At 76.2% G+C, this 21073-nt stretch carries 20 protein-coding genes; 15 read left to right on the top strand and 5 right to left on the bottom strand.

Annotated elements, in window-relative coordinates:
* Nucleotides 1-99: 99 nt before the first annotated feature.
* Entirely contained in the window at nucleotides 100-771 is a 672-nt protein-coding gene (locus PGN05_RS23475; RefSeq protein WP_419754997.1) for a class I SAM-dependent methyltransferase, read from the bottom strand.
* Nucleotides 772-851: 80 nt separating this feature from the next.
* On the opposite strand from PGN05_RS23475, the gene PGN05_RS23470 reads away from it, so the two are divergent.
* A complete protein-coding gene (locus tag PGN05_RS23470; RefSeq protein ID WP_419754996.1) occupies nucleotides 852-1850 on the top strand; it encodes a helix-turn-helix domain-containing protein in 999 nt (332 codons plus the stop codon).
* Here the strand turns inward: PGN05_RS23470 and PGN05_RS23465 are convergent.
* Nucleotides 1847-2509 carry a response regulator transcription factor gene (locus PGN05_RS23465; RefSeq protein ID WP_419754995.1) on the bottom strand — a complete coding sequence of 221 codons (663 nt, stop codon included), beginning with the start codon at nucleotides 2507-2509 and terminating at the stop codon, nucleotides 1847-1849. The genes PGN05_RS23470 and PGN05_RS23465 overlap by 4 nt on opposite strands.
* A gap of 5 nt (nucleotides 2510-2514) precedes the next feature.
* On the bottom strand, nucleotides 2515-3681 hold the full coding sequence (locus PGN05_RS23460) for a sensor histidine kinase (protein WP_419754994.1): 1167 nt from the start codon (nucleotides 3679-3681) through the stop codon (nucleotides 2515-2517).
* Nucleotides 3682-3851: 170 nt separating this feature from the next.
* Here PGN05_RS23460 and PGN05_RS23455 point away from each other — a divergent pair, with 170 nt between their 5' ends.
* The 7 genes from PGN05_RS23455 (at nucleotide 3852) to PGN05_RS23425 (ending at nucleotide 10452) form a co-directional block, all read left to right on the top strand.
* The gene (locus tag PGN05_RS23455; RefSeq protein WP_419754993.1) at nucleotides 3852-5987 is read left to right on the top strand and encodes an MMPL family transporter; all 2136 of its coding nucleotides are present in this window, start codon (nucleotides 3852-3854) and stop codon (nucleotides 5985-5987) included.
* Nucleotides 5988-6229: 242 nt separating this feature from the next.
* Nucleotides 6230-7465: a CpaF family protein gene (locus PGN05_RS23450; protein ID WP_419754992.1), complete on the top strand. Its 1236-nt coding sequence runs from the start codon at nucleotides 6230-6232 to the stop codon at nucleotides 7463-7465.
* Nucleotides 7462-8319 carry a type II secretion system F family protein gene (locus PGN05_RS23445; protein ID WP_419754991.1) on the top strand — a complete coding sequence of 286 codons (858 nt, stop codon included), beginning with the start codon at nucleotides 7462-7464 and terminating at the stop codon, nucleotides 8317-8319. Before PGN05_RS23450 ends, PGN05_RS23445 begins: the two co-directional genes overlap by 4 nt.
* Before the next feature lie 70 nt (nucleotides 8320-8389).
* On the top strand, nucleotides 8390-9331 hold the full coding sequence (locus PGN05_RS23440) for a type II secretion system F family protein (protein WP_419754990.1): 942 nt from the start codon (nucleotides 8390-8392) through the stop codon (nucleotides 9329-9331).
* 29 nt (nucleotides 9332-9360) lie between these two features.
* The gene (locus PGN05_RS23435) at nucleotides 9361-9570 is read left to right on the top strand and encodes a hypothetical protein (RefSeq protein ID WP_419754989.1); all 210 of its coding nucleotides are present in this window, start codon (nucleotides 9361-9363) and stop codon (nucleotides 9568-9570) included.
* Between the two features lie 55 nt (nucleotides 9571-9625).
* Nucleotides 9626-9988 (top strand): TadE/TadG family type IV pilus assembly protein, encoded by a 363-nt coding sequence (locus PGN05_RS23430; protein ID WP_419754988.1) that lies wholly within the window; start codon nucleotides 9626-9628, stop codon nucleotides 9986-9988.
* Nucleotides 9985-10452 carry a hypothetical protein gene (locus PGN05_RS23425; RefSeq protein ID WP_419754987.1) on the top strand — a complete coding sequence of 156 codons (468 nt, stop codon included), beginning with the start codon at nucleotides 9985-9987 and terminating at the stop codon, nucleotides 10450-10452. Before PGN05_RS23430 ends, PGN05_RS23425 begins: the two co-directional genes overlap by 4 nt.
* A gap of 53 nt (nucleotides 10453-10505) precedes the next feature.
* On the opposite strand, the gene PGN05_RS23420 is transcribed toward PGN05_RS23425, so the two are convergent.
* Nucleotides 10506-11018, bottom strand: a complete 513-nt coding sequence (locus PGN05_RS23420; RefSeq protein WP_419754986.1) for a DinB family protein — start codon at nucleotides 11016-11018, stop codon at nucleotides 10506-10508.
* Between the two features lie 309 nt (nucleotides 11019-11327).
* Between PGN05_RS23420 and PGN05_RS23415 the strand changes: the two genes are divergently transcribed.
* Nucleotides 11328-11519, top strand: a complete 192-nt coding sequence (locus PGN05_RS23415) for a hypothetical protein (protein ID WP_419754985.1) — start codon at nucleotides 11328-11330, stop codon at nucleotides 11517-11519.
* Between the two features lie 322 nt (nucleotides 11520-11841).
* Complete coding sequence (locus PGN05_RS23410; RefSeq protein WP_419754984.1) at nucleotides 11842-12045, top strand: hypothetical protein; 204 nt, start codon at nucleotides 11842-11844, stop codon at nucleotides 12043-12045.
* A gap of 22 nt (nucleotides 12046-12067) precedes the next feature.
* Here the strand turns inward: PGN05_RS23410 and PGN05_RS23405 are convergent, their stop codons facing one another.
* A complete protein-coding gene (locus PGN05_RS23405; RefSeq protein WP_419754983.1) occupies nucleotides 12068-14620 on the bottom strand; it encodes an Hsp70 family protein in 2553 nt (850 codons plus the stop codon).
* Between the two features lie 187 nt (nucleotides 14621-14807).
* Here PGN05_RS23405 and PGN05_RS23400 point away from each other — a divergent pair, with 187 nt between their 5' ends.
* The 5 genes from PGN05_RS23400 to PGN05_RS23380 all read left to right on the top strand — a co-directional run.
* On the top strand, nucleotides 14808-15476 hold the full coding sequence (locus tag PGN05_RS23400) for a histidine kinase (RefSeq protein WP_419754982.1): 669 nt from the start codon (nucleotides 14808-14810) through the stop codon (nucleotides 15474-15476).
* Nucleotides 15467-16132 (top strand): response regulator transcription factor, encoded by a 666-nt coding sequence (locus PGN05_RS23395; protein ID WP_419754981.1) that lies wholly within the window; start codon nucleotides 15467-15469, stop codon nucleotides 16130-16132. Before PGN05_RS23400 ends, PGN05_RS23395 begins: the two co-directional genes overlap by 10 nt.
* Nucleotides 16133-16219: 87 nt before the next feature.
* Complete coding sequence (locus PGN05_RS23390) at nucleotides 16220-17557, top strand: hypothetical protein (RefSeq protein ID WP_419754980.1); 1338 nt, start codon at nucleotides 16220-16222, stop codon at nucleotides 17555-17557.
* Complete coding sequence (locus PGN05_RS23385) at nucleotides 17554-19809, top strand: sensor histidine kinase (protein ID WP_419754979.1); 2256 nt, start codon at nucleotides 17554-17556, stop codon at nucleotides 19807-19809. Before PGN05_RS23390 ends, PGN05_RS23385 begins: the two co-directional genes overlap by 4 nt.
* A gap of 93 nt (nucleotides 19810-19902) precedes the next feature.
* Nucleotides 19903-21073, top strand: a 1171-nt coding sequence (locus tag PGN05_RS23380) for a hypothetical protein (RefSeq protein WP_419754978.1), incomplete at its 3' end; no start/stop codon positions are given.

Genomic DNA, 21073 nt, shown 5'->3' with positions numbered 1-21073 from the left:
GTCGTCGCGCAGACCCTGGCGCGGCCGCCGCACCTCACCGTCCGCCGCGCCGAGTGACCACCCGGGCGCGGCGGACGCCGGCCTGGTCGCGCCGGCGCCTCAGCGGGTCGCGCGGTAGGCGCTGAACCGGCCGAACGGCCGGCGCTCGTCGGACCAGGTCGTGGCCACGTCGACGAACCCCGCCGCGCGCAGCAGGGCGGGGACGTCGGCGACGGCGGAGTCGTGGATCGGACTGCGTCGGTGCCCGTGCGCGTGCCCGTGCCCGTGCTCGGCGGCGTCGGGCGCGTCGGCGTCCAGCAGGTGCAGCGAGCCGCCCGGGCGCAGGACCCGGACCACCTCGGGCATCGCGGCCTCCTGCTCCCCGGCCGGGAGGTGGTGGAGCATGAACGAGGACAGGACGACGTCGACGCTGCCGTCCGGATAGGGCAGCGCGTCGGCGTGCCCCCGATCCAGCTGCACGGGCAGCCCGGCCCGGCGGGCCTTGCGCGCGGCGCGGGCGAGGGCGTCGAGGTCGGGGTCCAGCCCGACCGCCGCCACCCCGGGCTCCCGACGCTTGGCCCCCAGCAGCAGGTTGCCGGTGCCGCAGCCGATCTCGAGCACCCGCTGGCCCGGCTGCAGCGCCGCCTGCTCGAGCAGGCGCCGGTGCACCCGGCTGACGCCGACCAGCCGGGTGAGCGGGTCGTAGAGCGGCAGCAGCCACCGGTGCCCCATCCCGGGCAGGAAGGGGCGCTGCTCGCCGGTCACCTCGGTGGAGGTGGGCAGGGTGCTCATCGCGGGCGTCTCCTGGGGTCGGGCCCCTGTGCCGTGCTGGGACCATCTTCCGTCGGTTGCCGACTACCCTCCCCGCTGAGATGGGCGGCGACCATGGCGGGATCTCGGCCGTGCCGGGACGATCTTCCGGCCCGCGGCCGGGCGGGCTGCCCACCGGTCGGCTGGTCGACGGTGCGCCGGTCTTCGGCTATCCCCGGGTGCCCGGCCGGCCCCCGGTCGCGGTCGACCGGTTCGAGGGCGGCGCGCACGCGGTGGTCGACGCCGGGCCGGGCGGCGCCCACGCGCACGACTTCATCGTGCTCAGCCACGTCGAGCGGGGGTCCGGCCGGCTGCGCCTCGACGGGCGCTGGCAGCAGCTGTCGGCGGGTGACCTCGTGGTCGTCGCACCCGGCGAGGTGGTGGCGCCCGAGTGGTCGTCCGACGCCGATGAGGTGGTGCTCTGGTCGGCCTACTTCCCGCCCGACGCCGTCGAGCGGCGCAACCCCGGGACCCTGGGCTCGTGGCGGGCGCACCCCCTGCTGTTCCCGTTCGTGGGTCGCCGCGCCGGGGGAGTGCAGCGGCTGTCCGTGCCGGAGGCGGAGCGGCCGGTCTGGGCGCGTCGCTTCGCCGACCTCGACCGGGAACTGCGGGAGCCCCGGGACGGTGCGGCCGAGGCCGCACTGGCGCACCTCACCCTGCTGCTGGTCGAGCTGGCCCGGCTGGCGACCGACGTCCCCGGCCACCTGCGGCTGCGCGACGAACCGCTGCTGGCCGCCGTCTTCGACGTCATCGAGCGGCGCTTCGCCGAGCCGATCTCGCTGCGGGAGGTGGCGGCCGAGGTGGGCCTGACGGCCGGGCACCTCACCACGGTGGTCGGCCGGCGCACCGGGCGGACCGTGCAGCAGTGGATCACCGAGCGGCGGCTGGCCGAGGCCCGCCGCCTGCTCGGGGAGACCGACCTGACCGTGCAGGCGGTCGCCGGGCGAGTGGGGTACGCCGACGCCGGCTACCTGACCCGGCGCTTCCGCGCCGCGCACGGCGTTCCGCCGCAGGAGTGGCGTGCCGCCGGCCGCGCCCGGGCCCGGCAGACGCCGGCCTAGCGACCCGGGCCGCCGGGCGGCACCACACCTGAGCGCCAGGCGATCGCCACCAGCTGGGCGCGGTCGCGGGCGGCCAGCTTGCTGAGCAGCCGGCCGACGTGGGTGCGCGCGGTCGCGGGGCTCATGTGCAGGCGGGCGGCGATCTCGTCGTTGGACAGGCCCTCGCCGACGACGGCGAGCACCTCGCGCTCGCGGTCGGTGAGCGGGCCCAGCGCGCCGTCGTCGGCCGCCTCCGGAGGCGCCGCGGAGAGGGCGGCGGCGAGCACGCTGCGGGTGACCGCGGGGTCGAGGACGGCCTCCCCGGCGGCCGCCGACCGGACGGCGCGGCGCAGCTCGTCGGGCTCGGCGTCCTTGAGCAGGAACCCGGCGGCGCCGGCGCGCAGCGCCCCGAACACCAGCTCGTCGTCGTCGAAGGTGGTCAGCGCGACGACGGCCACCGACTCCAGCGCGGGGTCGGCGGTGATGCCGCGGGTGGCCGCCAGCCCGTCGACGCCGGGCATCCGCAGGTCCATGAGCACGACGTCCACCGGCACGGCCCGCAGCCGGGCGAGGGCAGCCCGCCCGTCCCCGGCCTCGCCGACCACCTGGAGGTCCTCGGCCCGGTCGAGCACCGCGCGGATGCCGGCCCGGACCAGCGGCTGGTCGTCGACCACGAGCACCCGGATCACACCGCGGCCCCGCTGCGCTCGACGGCCACCGGGAGGACGGCGTTGACGCCGAAACCGCCGTCCGGCCCGTTGCCGGCGTCCAGCCGCCCGCCGAGCAGCGCGACCCGCTCCCGCATGCCGAGCAGCCCGTGGCCGCCGGCGGTGCCGGTGCTGCCCCGCCCGTCGTCGGTCACGGTGACGGTGACGTCGTGCTCGCCGTGCCGCACCGTGACGGCGGCCGAGGTCGCCCCGGCGTGCCGCAGGACGTTGGTCAGCGCCTCCTGCACCACCCGGTGCGCGGTGGCCTCGACCGCGGCCGGCAGCGGGCGGGCCTCGCCCTCGACGGTGAGCCGCACCTCGACCCCGGTGGCGGCGGTCGCGCTCACCAGGTCGGGGACGTCGGCCAGCCCGCTGACCCGCGCGCTCGGCTGACCGGGCGCGGGCTCCCGCAGCAGCCCGACGGTGCCGCGGAGGTCGGCGAGGACGTCCCGGCTGACCGCGCGGATCGTCTCCAGGGCCCGGCGCGCGGCGGGCGGGTCGTCGTCCAGGGCCTCGGCGGCGACGGCGGCGTGCAGGGTCACCACCGCGACGGCGTGCCCGAGCAGGTCGTGGACGTCGCGGGCGATCCGCATGCGCTCGTCGGCGAGCCGGCGGCCGGCCTCGGCCTCCCGCTCCTCGGCAGCCCGGGCCAGCCGCTCGGCGGTCTCGGCCTGCCAGCCGCGCCGGGAGCGGACGGCGTCGCCGAGGGCGAGCACGGCGGCGAGCAGGGCCAGGGACAGCGCGCCGTCGTACCCGAGGACCAGGCCGGCCCGCTCGCCCTCCGAGGGGCTGAGCAGCCGGAAGAGCAGGGACAGGGCCAGGAAGCCGCCGCCCAGCGCGGCGCCCACCCACAGGCGGCCGGCGGCGGCGACGGTGAACAGGGCCGGCGCCAGCGGGAGGACCAGGCCGATCGCCGGGTACCCGGTGACGTAGTAGCCGAGCAGGAGTGCGCTGCTCACCAGGAGCGTCGCGACGGGAGCACGCCGGGCGGCCAGCATCGGCAGCCCGACGGCGGCCGCGAACGCGACGGCCAGCGCGTCGGCGGGCCGGGCCTCGGGCTCCAGGTGCGCGGCCAGCGCGGCCCACGCCGAGAGGACCGAGCCCAGGGTCAGGGCGACGTCGAGGCGCCCGGGACGCCAGCTCATGCGGGGAGGCTAGGACGTCCGGGGCGGCCCTGGCGTCCGCGGAGCGACGTATCGGCCGGGCACCGGGTACGTCGAGGAGCGGACCGGGTCGGGTCCTGCGGCGGACGCGGCCGGCCCGGTCCCGTCCCTAGCGTCGGCGCGTCCCTCCTGCCGCACCCGTTGGAGCTCCCGTGCTCGATGCCCTCGCCCGCTCCTGCCTCCGCGCCCGCCGGCTGGTCGTCGTCGGCTGGCTGGTCGCCGTGGTGGCGCTCTCCGTGCTCGCCGGGGCGTTCACCGGCCCCACGACCGACGACTTCGCGCTGCCCGGCTCGGAGAGCCAGCGCGCGGCCGACCTGCTCACCGCCGCCGGCTTCGACGCCCGGTCGGGCACGCAGGCGCACGTGGTGCTGCACCGCGACGGCGGGCTGGACACGCCGGAGGTGCGGTCGGCCACCGGGGAGCTCGGGGCGCGGATCGCCGCCGGGCTGCCCGACGCCGAGGTCCTCGGGCCGTTCGAGCCGGGCGGCGAGCGGCAGGTGTCGCCCGACGGCCGCACCGCCTACCTGCAGGTCGACCTGCCGCAGCGCGAGCCCGCGGAGCTGGCCGAGGCGGGGGACGCGATCGCCGACCTGGCGGCCGCGACCGACGTGGACGGGCTGCGGATCGAGGTCGGGCTCGCGCAGGACGAGGGCGGGAGCGGCGGCGTCCCGGCCGAGCTGATCGGCGTCGCGGCGGCTGCGGTGATCCTGCTCGTGGCGTTCGGATCGCTGCTGGCGATGGCGCTGCCGCTGGTGGTGGGGATCGTCGGTGCGGCCTGCGGTGTCGCCGCGATCGGGCTGGCCGCGCACGCGGTCGACGTGCCGAGCTTCGCCGGGCCGGCGGCCGGGATGATCGCGATCGGCGTGGGGATCGACTACTCGCTGCTCGTGGTCACCCGCTACCGGGAGGCGCTGCACGCCGGCGTCCCGGTGGCCGACGCGGTGGTGCTCGCCCAGGGCACCGCCGGCCGGTCGGTCCTGTTCGCCGGCAGCACCGTCGTCATCGCCTCGCTCGGGCTGGTGTTCATGGGCATGGCGCTGATCACCGCCGTCGCCATCGGCATCGCCGTCTCCGTGCTGGTGACGATGCTCGCGGCGGTGACCCTGCTGCCGGCGGTGCTGGGGTTCGTCGGGGCGCGGATCGACCGGGTGCGGTTCGGCCGCCGGCGGGCCGGCGACGGGTCGGGAGCGGGTGCCGCGCGGTGGGCGCGGGCGGTGCAGCGCCGTCCGGGCGTGTGGGTGGTCGCCGCGCTGGGCGCGCTGGTGGTCCTCGCGCTGCCGGTGCTGGACCTGCGGCTGGGCTTCAGCGACGCCGGGACGCAACCGGAGTCGTCGAGTGCGCGCCAGGCCTACGACCTGCTGGCCGAGGGGTTCGGACCAGGCGGGAACGGTCCGCTGGTGGTCGTCGTCGACGCGCCCGAGGACGTCGCGGCGTCGGTCGCGGACCTCGTCGCGGCCGACCCCGGCGTCGCGTCGGTGAGCCCACCGGTGGTGGCCGAGGACGGCGGAACCGCGCTGCTGCAGGTGGTGCCGACCTCCGCGCCGCGCGACGCGGCGACCACCGACCTGGTGCACCGGCTGCGGGACACGCTGGCCGGGGTGGACGCCGAGGTGGCGGTCGGCGGGGCGCCGGCCGCGGCCGTGGACTTCGCCGACTACACCGCCGACCGGCTGCCGCTGTTCCTCGCCGTGGTGCTCGGGCTGTCGTTCGTGCTGCTGACCGTGGTGTTCCGCGGGCTGCTGGTGGCGCTCAAGGCGGTGGTGGTCAACCTGCTGTCGATCGGGGCGGCGTTCGGTGCGCTGGTGGCGGTGTTCCAGTGGGGCTGGGGCGCGTCACTGCTGGGTGTCGAGGGCGTCGCGCCGATCGAGGCCTGGGTGCCGATGATGCTGGTCGCCATCGTGTTCGGGTTGTCGATGGACTACGAGGTGTTCCTGCTCTCCCGGATCCGCGAGGAGTACGACCGCAGCGGGGACAACACCTCGGCCGTCGCGCTGGGCCTGACCCGGACGGCGCGGGTCATCACCGCCGCCGCCGCGATCATGGTGTGCGTCTTCGGCAGCTTCGTCCTGGGCTCGGCCCGGGAGCTGCAGCTGTTCGGGTTCGGGCTGGCCGTCGCGGTGGCGATCGACGCGACCCTGGTCCGGATGGTGCTCGTGCCGGCTGCGATGGAGCTGCTGGGCCGGGCGAACTGGTGGCTGCCGCGTCGCCTGGAGCGGGCGCTGCCGCGCCTGACCGTCGAGGCGCCGTCCGGGCCGCCGGAGCGGACGCCGGTGACCGCCGGCCGCTGATCCGGAGCCGGAGCCGGAGCATCTGTACCTGAGGAAGCTCGTGCTCTGCCCCCACCGGTGGGCAGAGCACGAGCTCCCGCGGCCACACCCGGTGACCCTCTAGGTGGCTTTGCGTAGCGCGGGTGACACCCGTCCGGGTGGCGCTGTCGTGGCGTCGTCCACAGACCGTCCGATCGGCACCCCGCGGACGGTTCCGTTCTCTTACAGTCCGTCGTCCGGACAGCGAAGACGACGGGGGTGCCGTGCCGGCTGCGACCAGTGCGCTGGAGGTCGTCGACGGCGAGGTGCGTGAGCTCATCCGCCGTCGGGGGCTGGACCCGTTCACCGACCCCGCGCCCGTGCGGCTGCTGGTCCGCGACGTGGTCGCCGACTACTCCGAGCGCTCCATCGCCTCCGCGCTGCCGCCGTTGGGCGACGCGGAGTCGGTGGTCCGCGACGTGCTGGACCGGGTGGCCGGGTTCGGGCCGTTGCAGCGCCACCTCGACGACCCCGAGGTGGAGGAGATCTGGGTCAACGAGCCGGGCCGGGTGTTCGTCGCGCGGCGCGGCCGCAGCGAGCTGACCACGACGATCCTCGGCGCGGGTGAGCTGGCCGACCTGGTCGAGCGGATGCTGCGCACGTCGGGACGGCGGATCGACATGTCGACGCCGTTCGTGGACGCGATGATGCCCGACGGGTCGCGGCTGCACGTGGTGATCCCGGACATCACGCGGCGGCACATGGCGGTCAACATCCGCAAGTTCGTGCTGCAGGCCCACTCGCTCGACGAGCTGGTCGCCCTGGGGACGCTGACCGCGCAGGCGGCCCGGTTCCTGGAGGCAGCGGTCGTCTCCGGCTTGAACATCCTCGTGGCCGGCGGCACGCAGGCGGGGAAGACCACGCTGCTCAACTGCCTGTGCGCGGCGATCCCGGCGCGCGAGCGGGTCGTCACCTGCGAGGAGGTGTTCGAGCTCCGCGTGCCACTGCCCGACGTCGTCGCGATGCAGACCCGCCAGCCGAACCTCGAGGGCGCTGGGGAGATCCCGCTGCGCCGGCTGGTGAAGGAGGCGCTGCGGATGCGGCCCTCCCGGATCGTGGTCGGCGAGGTGCGGCAGGAGGAGTGCCTGGACCTGCTGATCGCGCTCAACTCCGGCCTGCCGGGGATGTGCACGCTGCACGCGAACAGCGCGCGCGAGGCGGTCGGGAAGATGTGCACCCTGCCCCTGCTGGCCGGCGAGAACATCGGGCACGCCTTCGTCGTCCCCACGGTGGCGGCCAGCGTGGACCTGGTGGTGCACGTCGGCAGCGACCCCGACGGCCGGCGCCGGGTGCGGGAGGTCGTGGCCGTCCCCGGGCGGGCCGAGGACGGCGTCGTGGAGCTCGCCGACGTGTTCACCACCCGCGCCGGCCGGCTGGTGCGGGCCGACGGCTACCCGCCGCACCCCGAGCGGTTCGCCGCGCACGGCTTCGACCTGCCGGCCCTGTTGGGGCAGGCATGACCGGCGCCCTGCTCGGGCTGCTGTTCGGCGTCGGGCTGCTGCTGGTCTGGCGCAGCGGTCCGCGGGCGCCGCAGCGCCGCACCGGGCTGCGCGGCCCCTCCCGTCGGCAGCAGCAGCTCGCCGCGGCCGGCTTGACCGGCATCAACGCCGCGCAGTTGACGGCGCTGCAGGTCGGGTTGGGAGTGCTCGCGCTGGTCGTCGTCCTGCTCACCACGGGCACGGTGACCGTCAGCGTGGCGTTCGGCGTGTTCGGGTTCGCGCTGCCCGCCGTCCAGGTGCGCCGGCTCGCGGTCAGGCGGCGAGCCGACCTGCGCGAGGTGTGGCCCGAGGTGGTCGACAACCTGGCGTCGGCCGTCCGCGCCGGGCTGTCGCTGCCCGAGGCGCTGTCGGCGCTGGCGACCCGCGGACCCGAGCCGCTGCGCGCCCCGTTCGCCCGGTTCGCCGCCGAGTATCGCTCCAGCGGCCGCTTCGGCACCTGCCTGGACCGGTTGAAGGACGACCTCGCCGATCCGGTCGGCGACCGCATCGTGGAGACGCTGCGGGTCGCCCGGGAGGTCGGTGGCAGCGACCTCGGCCGGGTCCTGCGGACGCTGGCCGGCTTCCTCCGCGAGGACGCCCGGGCCCGCGCCGAGCTGGAGACCCGGCAGGGCTGGGTGGTGCAGGCCGCGCGGCTGGCGGTGGCCGCACCGTGGGTGGTCCTCCTGCTGCTGGCCACCCAGTCGGCGACGCTGGCCGCCTACGACTCACCCGTCGGCACCGCGCTGCTGCTCGGCGGCGCGGCGGTGTGCCTGGTCGCGTACCGGCTGATGCTGCGGATCGGGCGGCTGCCGCAGGACGTGCGGGTGTTGCAGTGAGCGAGCATCGCAGCGAGCGCCAGCGAGCGAGGAGCGCAGCGAACGGGCCGCAGGACGCGCGGGTGTTGCAGTGAGCGCGTCGTTGGCCGGGATGCTGCTGGGCCTGGCCGCGGCGGCCGGGGTGCTGCTGGTGGTCACGTTCGCGCCGCCGTTCCGGTCGGTGCGGCTGGTGGACCGGCTCGCGCCCTACGTGCACGACACCCCGCCGCCGTCCCGGCTGCTGGGGACGGCGACCGAGCCGGGCCTGCTCACCGCGGCCCGTCGGCTGTTCGGGCCGGTCGTGGCCGACGGCGCCCGGCTGGTCGACCGGGTCCTCGGCGGCCGGACGGCGGTGCGCCGCCGGCTCGACGCGCTGGGCGGGGAGTCGACGGTCGAGGACCTCCGGGTCGAGCAGGTCGTGTGGGGCGGGCTCGGACTGCTCGGGGCGGCGCTGCTCGCGGTGGTCGGCTCCCTCCTCGCCCGGGATCTCAACGTGCTGTCGGTGGGGCTGCTGTGCGTCGCCGGGCTGCTGGGCGGGGTGCTCGGCCGCGACTGGTGGCTCACCCAGCAGGTGCGCCGCCGGGAGGAGCTGCTGCTCGCCGAGTTCCCCGTGGTCGCCGAGCTGCTGGCGCTGGCCGTGACGGCGGGGGAGGGCCCGGCCGCCGCGATCGCGCGGGTGACCCGCCTGTCCGGGGGTGAGCTGGCCGCCGAGCTGGGCTCCGCGCTCGGCCGGGCCCGCGCCGGCGTTCCGCTGGTCGACGCGCTGCAGCAGCTCGCCGACCGCACCTCGCTCGACCCGCTGGCCCGCTTCGTCGACGGCCTGCTGGTGGCGATCGAGCGCGGCACCCCGCTGGCCGAGGTGCTGCGCGCGCAGGCCGCCGACGTGCGGGAGGCGGGCAAGCGGCGGCTGCTGGAGGCCGGCGGCCGCAAGGAGATCCAGATGATGGTCCCGGTGGTGTTCCTGGTGCTGCCGGTGACCGTTCTCTTCGCCCTGTTCCCGGGGTTGATCAGCATCGTCTCGCTGGCGCGATGAGCGCGGCGGACCGAGAGGAAGGACGCCGCGTGCGCGGGTTCACGGTTGTGGTGGTGGCGGCGCTGGCCGCCCTGGCGGACCGGCTGAGGGGCGAGGACCCCGAGCGGGGTGACGTCCCCGGCTGGGTGATGATCACGGTGATGACGGCGGCCCTGGTGCTCGCCATCCTCATCCCGTTCCGGGAGGCGATCGTCGCCGCGGTGACCAACGCGCTGTCCTCCGTCACGAGCGGTGGCTGAGGGAGGACCCCTCCGCCTCCCGGCCGCGGACGACGGTGAGCGCGGCGGTGCGGTCGTGGAGTTCGTCTTCGTCTCGGTGCTCGTCGTCGTGCTGCTGCTGGCGGTGCTGCAGGTCGCGGTCTACGTGCACGTCCGCAACGTGGTGACCGCCAGCGCCCAGCAGGGTGCCCGGTACGCGGCCAACGCCGACGTGCCCTCGTCGGCGGGCGCCGACCAGACAGTGGCGATCGTGGCCCGCGCGACGTCGGAGCGGACGGCGCAGGGGCTGGTGTGCACGTCGTCGCAGGAGACCGACGTCAGCGGGCTGCCGCTGGTGGTGGTGCGCTGCTCGGGCTCGGTGCCCACGCTGCTGGCCGGGTTGGGTGACCTGCTGCCGCTGGACGTGACCGGGCGGGCGGTCGAGGAGGCCGCGGCGTGAGGTGGCTGCGGGCGCGGCTGGGTCAGCTGCCGGGGGAGCGCGGGTCGGCGCTGGTGGAGTTCGTGTTCATCGCGATCGTGGTGTTCGTGCCGCTGGTGTACATCGTGGCCGGGTTCTCGGCGGTGCAGCGCGGGGTGTTCGCCTCGACGACGGCCGCGCGCGAGGCCGGCCGGGCGATGGGCACCGCGCCGGACCCGGCGACCGGTGCCGTGCGCGCTGCGGTGGCGGCGCGGCTGGCGGTGGAGGACCAGTCGGTGGACGCGACCGACGTCCGGCTGGGCTACGCGCCGGCCGGTGCCGGGTGCGAGGCGGCCGGCAGCTACGCGCCGACCCTGGCACCGGGGGAGGAGTTCTCCGTCTGCGTCACCGTCACGGTGCGGATCCCGCTGCTGCCGGAGTTCGTCGACGCCAACACCGCCACCGGCCAGTTCCTCGTCGAGCGCGACCGCTACGTCGACGGCTGAGGCCGGGGGTCAGGGACCCGCGACGTCGGCGGGAACGGCGTCGAGCGCCGGGGTCAGCCCATCGTCTTCTGGCCGTCGATCGACTCCCGCAGGATGTCGGCGTGGCCGGCGTGCTGGGCGGTCTCCGCGATGACGTGGAGGAACACCCGCCGGGCCGACCAGCGGGCGCCCTGCTCGAACCACGGTGCCTCCGGCAGCGCGTGCTCGGCGTCCAGGTCGGGCAGCGCCGCGACGAGCTCATCGGTGTGCCGCGCGACCGCCTCGTAGTCGGCCAGCACCCCGGCCAGCGTCTCCCCGGGCGCCAGGTGCCAGTGCCGGGTCGAGGCATCGGGGCCCCAGTTGCGGTGCATCGCCTCGGCCCCACCCTCGGCGAACCGCACCCATCCCGCCTCCGTGGCCGCCACGTGCTTGATCAGCCCGGCCAGGTTGAGCGCGCTGGCGGTCGGCCGGCTCAGCGCCTGCTCGTCGGTCAGGCCGCGGACGGTGTACCGCAGGAAGGCCCGGTGTCGCCGCAGTGACTCGATGAGGTCGGCCCGCTCGCGGGTGAGGGTGGTCGAAGCGGTCATGGGATCGCCTTCCGTCGTCCTCCGGTGGGGAGGTGCCGACGCTAGGGGCAGGACCTGCCGGATGGGACGGAAAGCGGTGCGGACGGTCGGCTTCTCCGGTGGCGCCGCCCGCGCGCCGGGCCTGCGGCGCCCGGCGAGGTGGGCCGCACCCGACCGGACGGCGGGGGTTGACCCCACCTGCAGGAGGGGGGATGGAACGGCGGTTTGCGGGGGTCTGCTCGATGGTTCGCGGACCGGGCGAGCGCCATTCTTTTCCCAGGCAAGAACACGGGAAACGACATTCCCGGGCCTGGAGCGAAGGAGAACCCCATGTTCGATCGCCACAACAACCGCTGGGACAACGACCACGGCCACCGGCACGACAACCACTGGGGCCACGACCGCCACGACAACCGGTGGGACCACGACCGGCACGACAACCACTGGGGCCACGACCGCCACGACAACCACCGCGAGTGCCACGACGACTACAACGACTACTCGGGCCACCACCACTACTGATCCGTGAGGCGGCGTGGCCCGGGCTCCCCCCGGGCCACGCCGTTCTCCCTCCCTCGACCAGCTCCAGCGCGCCCGTGGCGGGTTCCCGCCGCGGGCGCGCTGTGCTGTGCGGGGTCGGCACGAGGACCGGGCGGGGGCGGACCCCACCCGCGTCCGGGGTGTCCTCTCCGAGGGATCCGGGGGCTGGCTCGGTGTTCCGACAGCCGGCGGGAAGCCATTCTCGTATCAGCGCACGGAGAGCACGAAAACCGATTCCGGAGCCATCTCGGACCGGCGGGACCGCCTCGAGTTCCCGCACCCACCGACCCATCGGAGAACGACCATGACCATGACCCTGCCCATGACGACCACCGGCATCCGCGACGAGCTGGAGGTCGACTTCGCCCGCGCCGCCGCCGAACTGGCCGAGGCCCGCGCCCTGCAGGCGGGCAAGGACACGCCGGACCACCGCGCGGCCGTCGCCGAGTGCAGCGCCCAGCTGGACGCCGTCCTGGACATGTACCTGGACGCCGGCTTCCCCCGCTGACCCCCGGACCGGGGCGGTGCGGTCAGCCGCCGACGTTGAGCACGGCCAGCCGGCCCTGGTTGAGCAGGCTGACGTAGGCCCGGCTGCCGTCGGGCAGCACCGCGACCGACGTCGGCCCGTCCCCGAGCGGCAGCCGAGCGGTCTCCTCGAACGTCTCGCCGTTGATCACCGACACGGTGTCGTTCTCGACGCTGGCGACGTAGGCGTACCGGCCGTCGGCCGACCAGGTGATGTCCTGCGGGTTCCGCCCGACGTCGACGCGGTCGATGACCTGGTTGGTGCTGCTGTCGATGAACGTGACCGAGGCGGAGTCGTAGTTGACGTTGGCCACCAGCGGCCGGGTCGGGTGCACCGCCACGCTGTGCGGACTCGTCTCCACCGGGATCTCACCGGTCACCTGGAGTGTGGTGGGGTCCAGGACCGTGACCAGGTTGGACTCGTGGTTGGCCACGTACGCCCGGGATCCGTCGGGGGTGAACTCGATCCAGTGCGGGTTCCGTGGGACGTTGACCTCGTTGACCACAGTGTTGGTCGCCGTGTCGATCACCGAGATGCTGCCCGAGTCGTGGTTCGGCACGAACAGCCGTGACCCGTCGAGGGTCACCGCCCCCAGGTAGGGCCGCGTGGTCACCGGGATGGTGGTCACCTCCTTGTTGTTCGAGGTGTCGATGACGGTGACCGCGGCGATCGTGCGGGCGTCGTCGTAGACGCTGACGTAGAGCCGGGTCCCGTCCCGGTTGAAGACGAGGAACTGCGGGGGGCCCGCCGGGATCGGGATGTTCGCGGTGACGGCGTTGAGCGCGGTGTCGACCACGGTGACGAAGCCGGTGGCCCGCCGGGCGACGTAGAGCTGCTGTCCGTTGGGCGAGACGGCGACGAAGCCCGAGAGCTCCCCGACGTCGATGGGGGTCCCGACCGTCGGGATCGGCACGGCCGCCCGCGGTGCCGCGCTCGCCGGCGGAGCGGGGGCCGCGGATGCGGACGCGGACGGGGACGCCGCCGTCCCGCCACCGCCCGGGCCGGGGTCGTCGTCGTCCCGCAGGAGGACGATCGCGAGCCACACGCCCAGGGCCACGACCAGCAACGCCGCGGCACCGACCAGCAGCGGGCGGCGCCGGTTCGGCTGCTTCGGCATCGGCGGCGGCGGTGGCGATGCCATCGGCCGCTCGCCGGGAGCGTCCTCCGGCCATCCGTCCCGCGTTCCCCCGTTTCCGCCGGGTGGCGGGCCCGCGCGCCGGGGGTCCGCCCCGTTGCGGCGGGACCCCCCGCCGCCCGTCGACCGGTCGCCGCCGGCACCGTCGCCCGGCTGGACGGGGATGCCCATGCCGCCGGCGCCGGCGGGTCGCTCCGGAGCGGTCGCGACCGCTCCGTCCGCCCGGGGCTCGGCCAGCGACGTGCCGGTGCGAGCGGCCGGCTGGGCGACGGTGGCCGCGGCGGCAGCCGCAGCGGCCGCCCCACCGGCGGCGGTGCGCCGGTCGGCCCGCGACGTGCCCGCGCCGTGCGCCCGGCCGATCCGGCTGTGCGCCTGGGCCAGGGTGGCGGCGCCGAGTGCGACGGCGTGCTTGGGGTGGGTGTCGACCACCGTGGGACGGCCGATCTCGTCGGCGATCATGCGGGCGATGAGCGGGATCCGCGACGAGCCACCCACGAGCAGGACGGCCGAGAGCCGGTCCGGGGGCACCTCCGCCGTCCGCAGCGCCCGGCTCAGGGTGCCGATCGTCGACTCGACCGGCGCGCGGATCATGTCCTCGAACTCGGCTCGGGTGAGCGGCACGTCCAGGTGCCGGGTGGGCAAGAAGACCGGGATGGTCACCTCGGTGTCGAGGGAGAGCGCCTCCTTGGCCAGGACGCAGTCCTGGCGCAGCCGGGACAGCGCGACGACCGTCTTCGGGTCGCCGAGGTCCAGCTCGTTGAGCGCACCGCCCGACGCGTGGTTGACGAAGGACAGGATGGCCTCGTCGAAGTCGGTCCCGCCCAGCCGCTCGATGCCGTCCGGCGAGCCGAGGATCTCGATGCCGTCGGCGACGCGCTGGAGGACCGTCGCGTCGAAGGTTCCGCCGCCGAGGTCGTACACGGCGATGACCTCGCCCTCCTCGAGCTGGCGGGTCGCCGCGTAGTAGGCGGCCGCCGCCTCGGGCTCGGTGACGGTCAGGGCCGAGGACAGCCCGGCGAACCGCGGCACCTCCTCGAACAGCTCCCGCCGGAAGGGACCCCAGTTCGCCGGGTGGGTCAGCACCACGATCTCGGGCTCGCCGCGTTCGGCGCTGACCCGGGTGAGGACGTCCTGCAGGAGCGCGCCGAGCAGGTCGGTGACCGCGTACGAGGAGCCGCCCAGCAGGACCGGCGTCGGGTCACCCAGCCGGCGCTTGATCTCCGTCGCGACCCGATCCGGGTTGCTCACGACCCGGCGGGCGGCCGCGTCACCGGTGACCAGCGCGCCGTCGTCCCGGGCGAAGACCGCCGCGGGGATCACCGTCGACCGGTCCCCGAGAGCGAACATCTCGGTGTTGTTGTCGTGGCTGACCGCGGCTGCCACGAACGTGGTGCCCAGATCGACTCCGAGGTAGTACTCCACAGCGTCTCCCGGATGAGAGGCATACGGAAAGAGCTCGTGTCGCCGACGACCAAACACTGGCCGCATCGGCCTGGCAACGACCTGTGTCCCGGCCCCGTGCGGCGAACACCGGGCGGGGTGACAACCCCACCAGTGGGTAGGGAGTGCCCCCCTACCGCCCGGGCGCGGGGCCCACGACGATCCAGGGATGACGTCGACGCCTGCAGCCTCCGCGGGCGACGCTCCGGGCGCGGCCGGGCAGCCGGAGGCCGATCCCCCCGATCCGGTTCCCGTCTCCCTGCGGCCGCTGCCCTCCCGCGCCGAGCGGGAGCGATGGCAGCGCCGGCTGCGGCTGCAGCGCCAGCTGCACGACGGCGCCTCGCTGCGGATCTCCGCCCTCGTTCCGCAGCTGGGGGTGGTCCGCAACGAGGTGCCCGAGGCGTTGCCCGCCCTCCACGCCTCCATCGAGGGCCTGCAGGACCAACTGCACGCCGCGCTGCAGGAGCTGCGGGAGATCGCGCGGGCCATCTACCCCCCGCTGCTCGACGAGGCGGGGCTCGGGCCGGCGCTGCGCGAGTTCGCCGACCGCGCCGAGGTCCCGGTGCGCATCGACGTCGGCCCGGGGCGGTTCGGCTCGGCCACCGAGGGGGCGGCGTACTTCGCGGTCACCGACTGCCTCGCCGCGGTGCGCGCCGGAGGAGCACCGATCGAGGTGGTCGGCAGGCGCGAGGGCGACGTCCTCGTCCTGGTCCTGACCGGGGTGCCGCTGGGGCTGGCCGGCGGGGTCCTCGACCACGTCTGCGGCCTCGGCGGAGAGGTCACGCCGTCCGGCGCGGAGGAGAGAGGGACGATCGAGGTGAGGATCCCGTGCGCGTAGCCCTGGCCGAGGACGGCGCCCTGTTCCGCGAGGGCCTGCTCATGCTGCTGAAGGCCGCCGGCCACGAGGTCGTCGGCTGCACCGCGGACGGGGACGCGCTGGTCGACCTGCTGGCCGAGCAGCCGGCCGACGTGGCGATCCTCGACATCCGCATGCCGCCGGAGCCGGACGGCGGTCTGGTCACCGCCGAACGGCTGCGGGCCACCCACCCCGGCATGGGGCTGCTCTTCCTGTCCCACTACGCCGAGACCCACTACCTGATGCGGATCCTCGAGATCGGCACCGAGGCGGTCGGCTACCGGCTCAAGGAGAAGGTCGGCAGCGTCGACGTCCTCACCGACACCCTCGACCGGATCGCCGACGGCGAGATCGTCATCGAGCCGGTGCTGGCCAAGCGGCTGGTGGAGCGCCCGCGCGGGGACCGCAAGGAGGTCGTGGACGCCCTGTCCCCGCGGGAGCTCGACGTGCTGCGGCTGATGGCCGAGGGCCGCTCCAACAACGGCATCGCCGCGCAGCTGTTCGTCACCCCGAAGGCGGTCGAGAAGCACATCGCCAACATCTTCAGCAAGTTCGGCCTGCAGGACGACGGCTCCGAGCACCACCGCCGGGTGCTGGCCGTCCTCACCTACCTGCGCTCCCAGCGCGGGCAGCGGTGACCGCGCGGCTTGGCCGGGGCGGTCGGTCCCCCTAGCGTGTCGGCACGGGACCTGGCGGTTCCGCGAGCCGAGGGGACGGGGGTGGGGATGGCCCGCGCGACCGGGGCCGGTGCCGTGCGTGGACTGCTGGTCGCCGTCGCGGTGGCCGCGGTGCTGGTCGCCGTCGTCCAGGGCCTCGGGCGGGTCGTCGGGTCCGCGGTGCCGGCCGTGCTGCTGCCCGTCGCCGGAGCCGCGCTCGCCTCCGCCGGCCTGCACCTGGTCCTGCCCCGCCGGCGCCTGTCGCGTGCCGGTCGGGAGGCGTCGGACCGGTTCCCGGCCCTGGCCGAGGCGGCCCGGCGGATGCAGTCGGGCTCCCTGGAGCGGGCGCTGCCCGGCCTGGCCCAGGTGGTGGCCGACGGCACCGGGGCCGCGCAGGTGACGGTGTGGCTGTCGATCGGGGAACGCCTGGTCCAGGTCGCGCGGCACCCACCGGAACCGGACGCCGGGGAGGTGACCGTGCCGGACCTGGCCACGCTGCTCGCCCGCCCGGACACCGACCACGTCGTCCCGGTCCTCGACGGGGCGGCGCTGCGGGCGGTGGTGGCGATCCACAAGCCCGGTGCGGTCACCGCCGAGGACCGCCAGCTCATGCAGGACGTCGCCAACGGGGCGGGGCTGCTGCTGCGGGTGGTCGCGCTCAACGCCGAGCTCGCCGAGCGGGTGCGGCGCGCGGCCGACCTGGCCGAGGAGCTGCAGGCGTCCCGGCGCCGGCTGGCCTCCGCCCGTGACTCCGAGCGGCGGCGGCTGGTCGCCGAGCTCGCCTACGCCACGGGCGACCGGCTGGACGCGCTGCGGGCCGAGGTCGGCCTCGCCGCCGCCGGGCTGGCCGACCCCGATCCCGACCCCGCGCCGGTGACGCAGGCCTTGGCCCGCGCGCGGGTCCAGCTCGACGACCTGCTCGAGCGGTTCCGTGCCGTCGCCCGGGGCGTCTACCCCGCCGTCCTGCGCGACCACGGACCGGCCGCGGCGCTCGACGAGGTGATCTCCGACCTGCCCCGGCCGGTCCGGCTCAGCGGCGGGCTGGGGGAGCGGCTGCCCTGGGAGCTGGAGTCGGGCATCTACTACGTCGCCGCCTCCGCCGTCCGGGCACTGGCCGGCCGGCCGGGCGAGGGCGCGGTGCTCGTCCGGCTCGACCACGCCGACGGCCGGATCGTCGCGCACGTCGAGGACCCGGCCCCGCCCGTGCCGGCCGAGCGCCTGGCAGCCCTGCTGGCCGACGACGCCGACCGGCTCGCGGCGCTGGGCGGCGGGATGGACGTCGGGACCGCGGCGCCGGCCGGCGGGGACCCGGACGCCGCCGAGCCCCTCGTCGTCCGCGCCTGGCTGCCCGACCGGGTCGAGCCGGTCGTGGTGGACACCGCCGGGACGGAGGTCGCGGTCCGGTGAACCGGGGTCGCCCGGGAACGCCTGCGCTCCTGGCCGGTCTGCTCTCCTGGGCGCTGGTCACGGTCACGATCGGCGGCGCCTACCTGCTGGTGGAACTCGCGGCGGACCGTCTCGCCGGGCACGCCGTGGCGGCGGCCGCGGCCACCGCCGTGGCCGCGGTCCTCGCCCTGCCCGCGTACGGGGGAGCCCGGCGGATCACCGGCGGCCGGGCCGGGGAGGACCGCCCGGCCGGCTACCAGGTGCTCGCCCAGCTGGCGGCGCTGCCCCGGCCCCCGACCCGCGACGTCCCCGACCTCGCCCGTGTCGTGGAGGCCGTGGGGCTGGGGCTCGGGGCCGACGAGTGCTCCCTGACCGTCCGGCGGCCCGGGCTGCGCGACCGGGTGCACACCTGGACCCGACCCGGCGCCGAGCCCGGCGAGACGCGGTGGGAGGTCCCCGTCCGGCACGGCGCGGAGGACGTCGGCACGCTCGCCGTCGACCGCGTGACGGTCGCCGGGAGCACCGCCGAGCGCCGGCAGCTGCTCGAGGCGGTGGCCAGCAGCCTCGGGGTCGCGCTGCAGGCCACGCGGGCCGGCATCGAGCTGGAGCGGCAGCTGCGGGCGGCGCTGGCGCACGCCACGGACATCGCCGCCGCCCGCCGGCGCGCCGTCGCCGAGTCCGACGGTGAGCGCCGCCGGATCGAGCGCGACCTGCACGACGGCGCGCAGCACCACCTGGTGTCCCTGAGCCTCGGGCTCGGGCTGGTGGAGCACGAGCTCGCCACCGGCCGGCTCGAGCAGGCGCGCACCGGCCTGCACCAGATCACCGCACGGATCGCGACGGTGGAGGAGCTGCTGACCCGGACCAGCACCGGCGTCCGGTCACCGGTCCTCGCCGAGGCCGGTCTGGTCGCGGCCCTCGAGGAGGACCTCGGCGCCGACGATCCACCGGTCACCCTGGACGCCCCCCGGGGCCTGCGGTTCCCTCCCGAGGTCGACGCCGCCGTCTACTTCTGCTGCCTGGAGGCGGTGAACAACGCCCGCAAGCACGCGCCCGGCGCCGCGGTGTCGGTGCGGCTGTGGGTGGACCGGGACCGGCTGCGCTTCGCGGTGCGGGACGACGGTCCGGGCTGGGACCCCTCGGCCGGCGCGCCGTCCCAGGGCCGCGGCATGCGGAACCTGGCGGCCCGGGTCGCCGCGGTCGGCGGGCAGGTCGACGTCCGGTCCGCGCCCGGTGCCGGCACCACCGTCGAGGGCTCCGTGTCGCTGCCCGGACCCCCCGCCGCCGCCCCGCCGAGCGTGGAACCGGCGGCCCCGGGGCTGCTCGGCGACGTGCGGACCGCCGTGCGCACCGCCCAGGAGGTCCACTCCGGCACCGTCCTGGCCCGGCGGCTCGAGTCCCTCGCCCGGGCCCTCGACGAGCCGCTCCGCATCGTCGTGTCCGGTCCGCCCGGGGCGCCGGTGGCGGCCCTGGCCGAGGCGCTCGCCGCCACCGCACCGCCCGGGGTCCGCTACTCGCCCGCGGCCGCGCCCGAGGACCACCCGCGGGACCCCGCGCCCGACGCCGCCGTCCTGGTGTTCGGCGATGCCGGTCCGGGAGACGACGACCGTCCGGCGTGGCTGCCCGCGACCGCCCGCCCCGCCCACACGATCGGCGTGCAGCTGGGGGACGGACCCCCTCCGGCCGCGGCCCGCGCCTGCCAGACGGTGGTCGCGGTCCGGCCCGCCGGCCCGCCGGCCGGGGCCCTCCTGGACGACGACGGGCTGTCCCGGGTGCGGAACGCGGTCGACAGCCGGCTCGTCGCCCGCGCCGAGGCGCTCAAGGCGCGGACGGTGCTGTCGGCACTGGAGACGATCCTGCGCGGTGTGCCGTCCGGGCCGCTGGTCTACCAGCTGGAGGCGATCCGGTCGGGCGCCCACGAGCTGGTCGAGCTGGACCTCGTGGACGCCCTCTGCTCAGGGGAGATCCGCGTCCCCGACGACCAGCGCCGCATCGCGGAGCGGCTGCTCGGGGTCGACGGCGTGCCCGCGGCGGCCCGTCTGGGCTGCGGCCCGGACGCGCGCCCGGGCGAGCTCGCCGACGCCGCGGCGACGGAGCTGGCCCGCTGGCAGCGCGCCGCTGCGCACCCGACGTCGACGGCGGCGTCCCGACGCCTGGCCGAGTTCCTGGTGCGCACCTGCGAACGGCTGCTGTCCGCGGTGACGGCCCCGGGCGAGCCGTCGTCCGGGGGTTGTCCCCACCCGGGCGCGGGGGCCGGTCCCGACCGGTCGTAGGGGCTCCCCGGTCGCCACGGACGGAGGCGCCGGACGACGCTTCCCCGTGACGCCGCACCGGTGTCACCGCAGACGACGAGGACGAGGCGCGAGATGACCCCCACGCGGTCGGACCGTACGGACAACGGCGTGCCCGAGGTCGACGCCCGGGAGCTGCTGGACCTGTGCACCAAGGGCGCCACCGTGCACGGCCGGCAGGACCTGGTGCAGCGGCTGACCGTCGCGCGGCGGGCCCTGGGCACGGCCGGGCCGGGGCGGTTCTCCTTCGGCGCGACCCGGGACGCCGCCGCCGTCGCCCTGCACGCGTGCGACGCGCTCGAGCAGGACCTCCGGGCCCGCCGCGCGGAGCTGCTGGACCCGGCCCTGCCGGCCCGGGCGCGAGCGGAGTACCGCGACGCCCGCGCGCGCTGGGAGGCCTTCGAGACACCGGCCCAGGTGTGGCCGGCGGTCCTGGGGGAGGGCTTCGCCGCGCTGAGCGGCGACCTGGAGTTCGAGGCCCGCAGCGCGACCCGCGCCGTCCAGGCGGACGCCGACTCGAGCATCGAGGCGGGGGATCCCGCCCGGCACCGGGACCAGCTCGAGAGCTGGCTGCGCGAGCGCCTGACCTTCGAGGCCGAGCGCATCCACCACCGGCTGCACGCCGGCGCCCGCACGATCGCTGCCCGGGTCGCGCGGGAGCTCGGCCTGGCCCCGCACCCGACGCCGGCCCTCCCGGTGGTCCCGCCCGCGGAGCTCGTCGCCGGCCTGGACCCGCACACGCCACCCGTCGGGGGCGCCCAGCCGCTGTCCACCCGGCTGCTCATGGTCGTGATGCCCGGCTACGCCGGGATCATGATGGCCTTCGTGCTGTCGCGGTTCCTGGGGCTGCACCTGCCGACGTGGGTCATCGCCCTCTGCGCCGTGCTCGGCGCCGTGGCGACCGGGGGTGCCGCGGTCACCGGCGACCGCCGGCGCCAGGTCGAGCGACGCCGCAGCGACGCCCGGGCCATGGTCCGGGCGTTCGTCGACGACTACCAGCTCGCCCTCGGCAAGCAGGTCCGCGACGGCATCCGGGCCCTGCAGAACGACCTCCGCACCAGCACCGCCGTCTCGGTCAACCAGCGGAGCCGCGAGCTGACCGACCGGCTCGACGCGACCGGCTCGGCCGCCCAGGCGGCCTCCCACGGCGCGGAGGAACTCGCCGACGTCGACGCGGGCCTGGGCTCGGTGGCCGAGCTGCGCGACCGTGCCCGCCGCCTCCTGCACCCGCCGGCCGAGACGCCGC

Origin of the sequence: Geodermatophilus sp. CPCC 206100 (assembly GCF_048569675.1) — a bacterium.
Classification (GTDB): Bacteria; Actinomycetota; Actinomycetes; order Mycobacteriales; family Geodermatophilaceae; genus Geodermatophilus.
The sequence above is the reverse complement of the archived record's forward strand: the minus strand, read 5'-3'. Positions and strand labels throughout refer to the sequence as shown.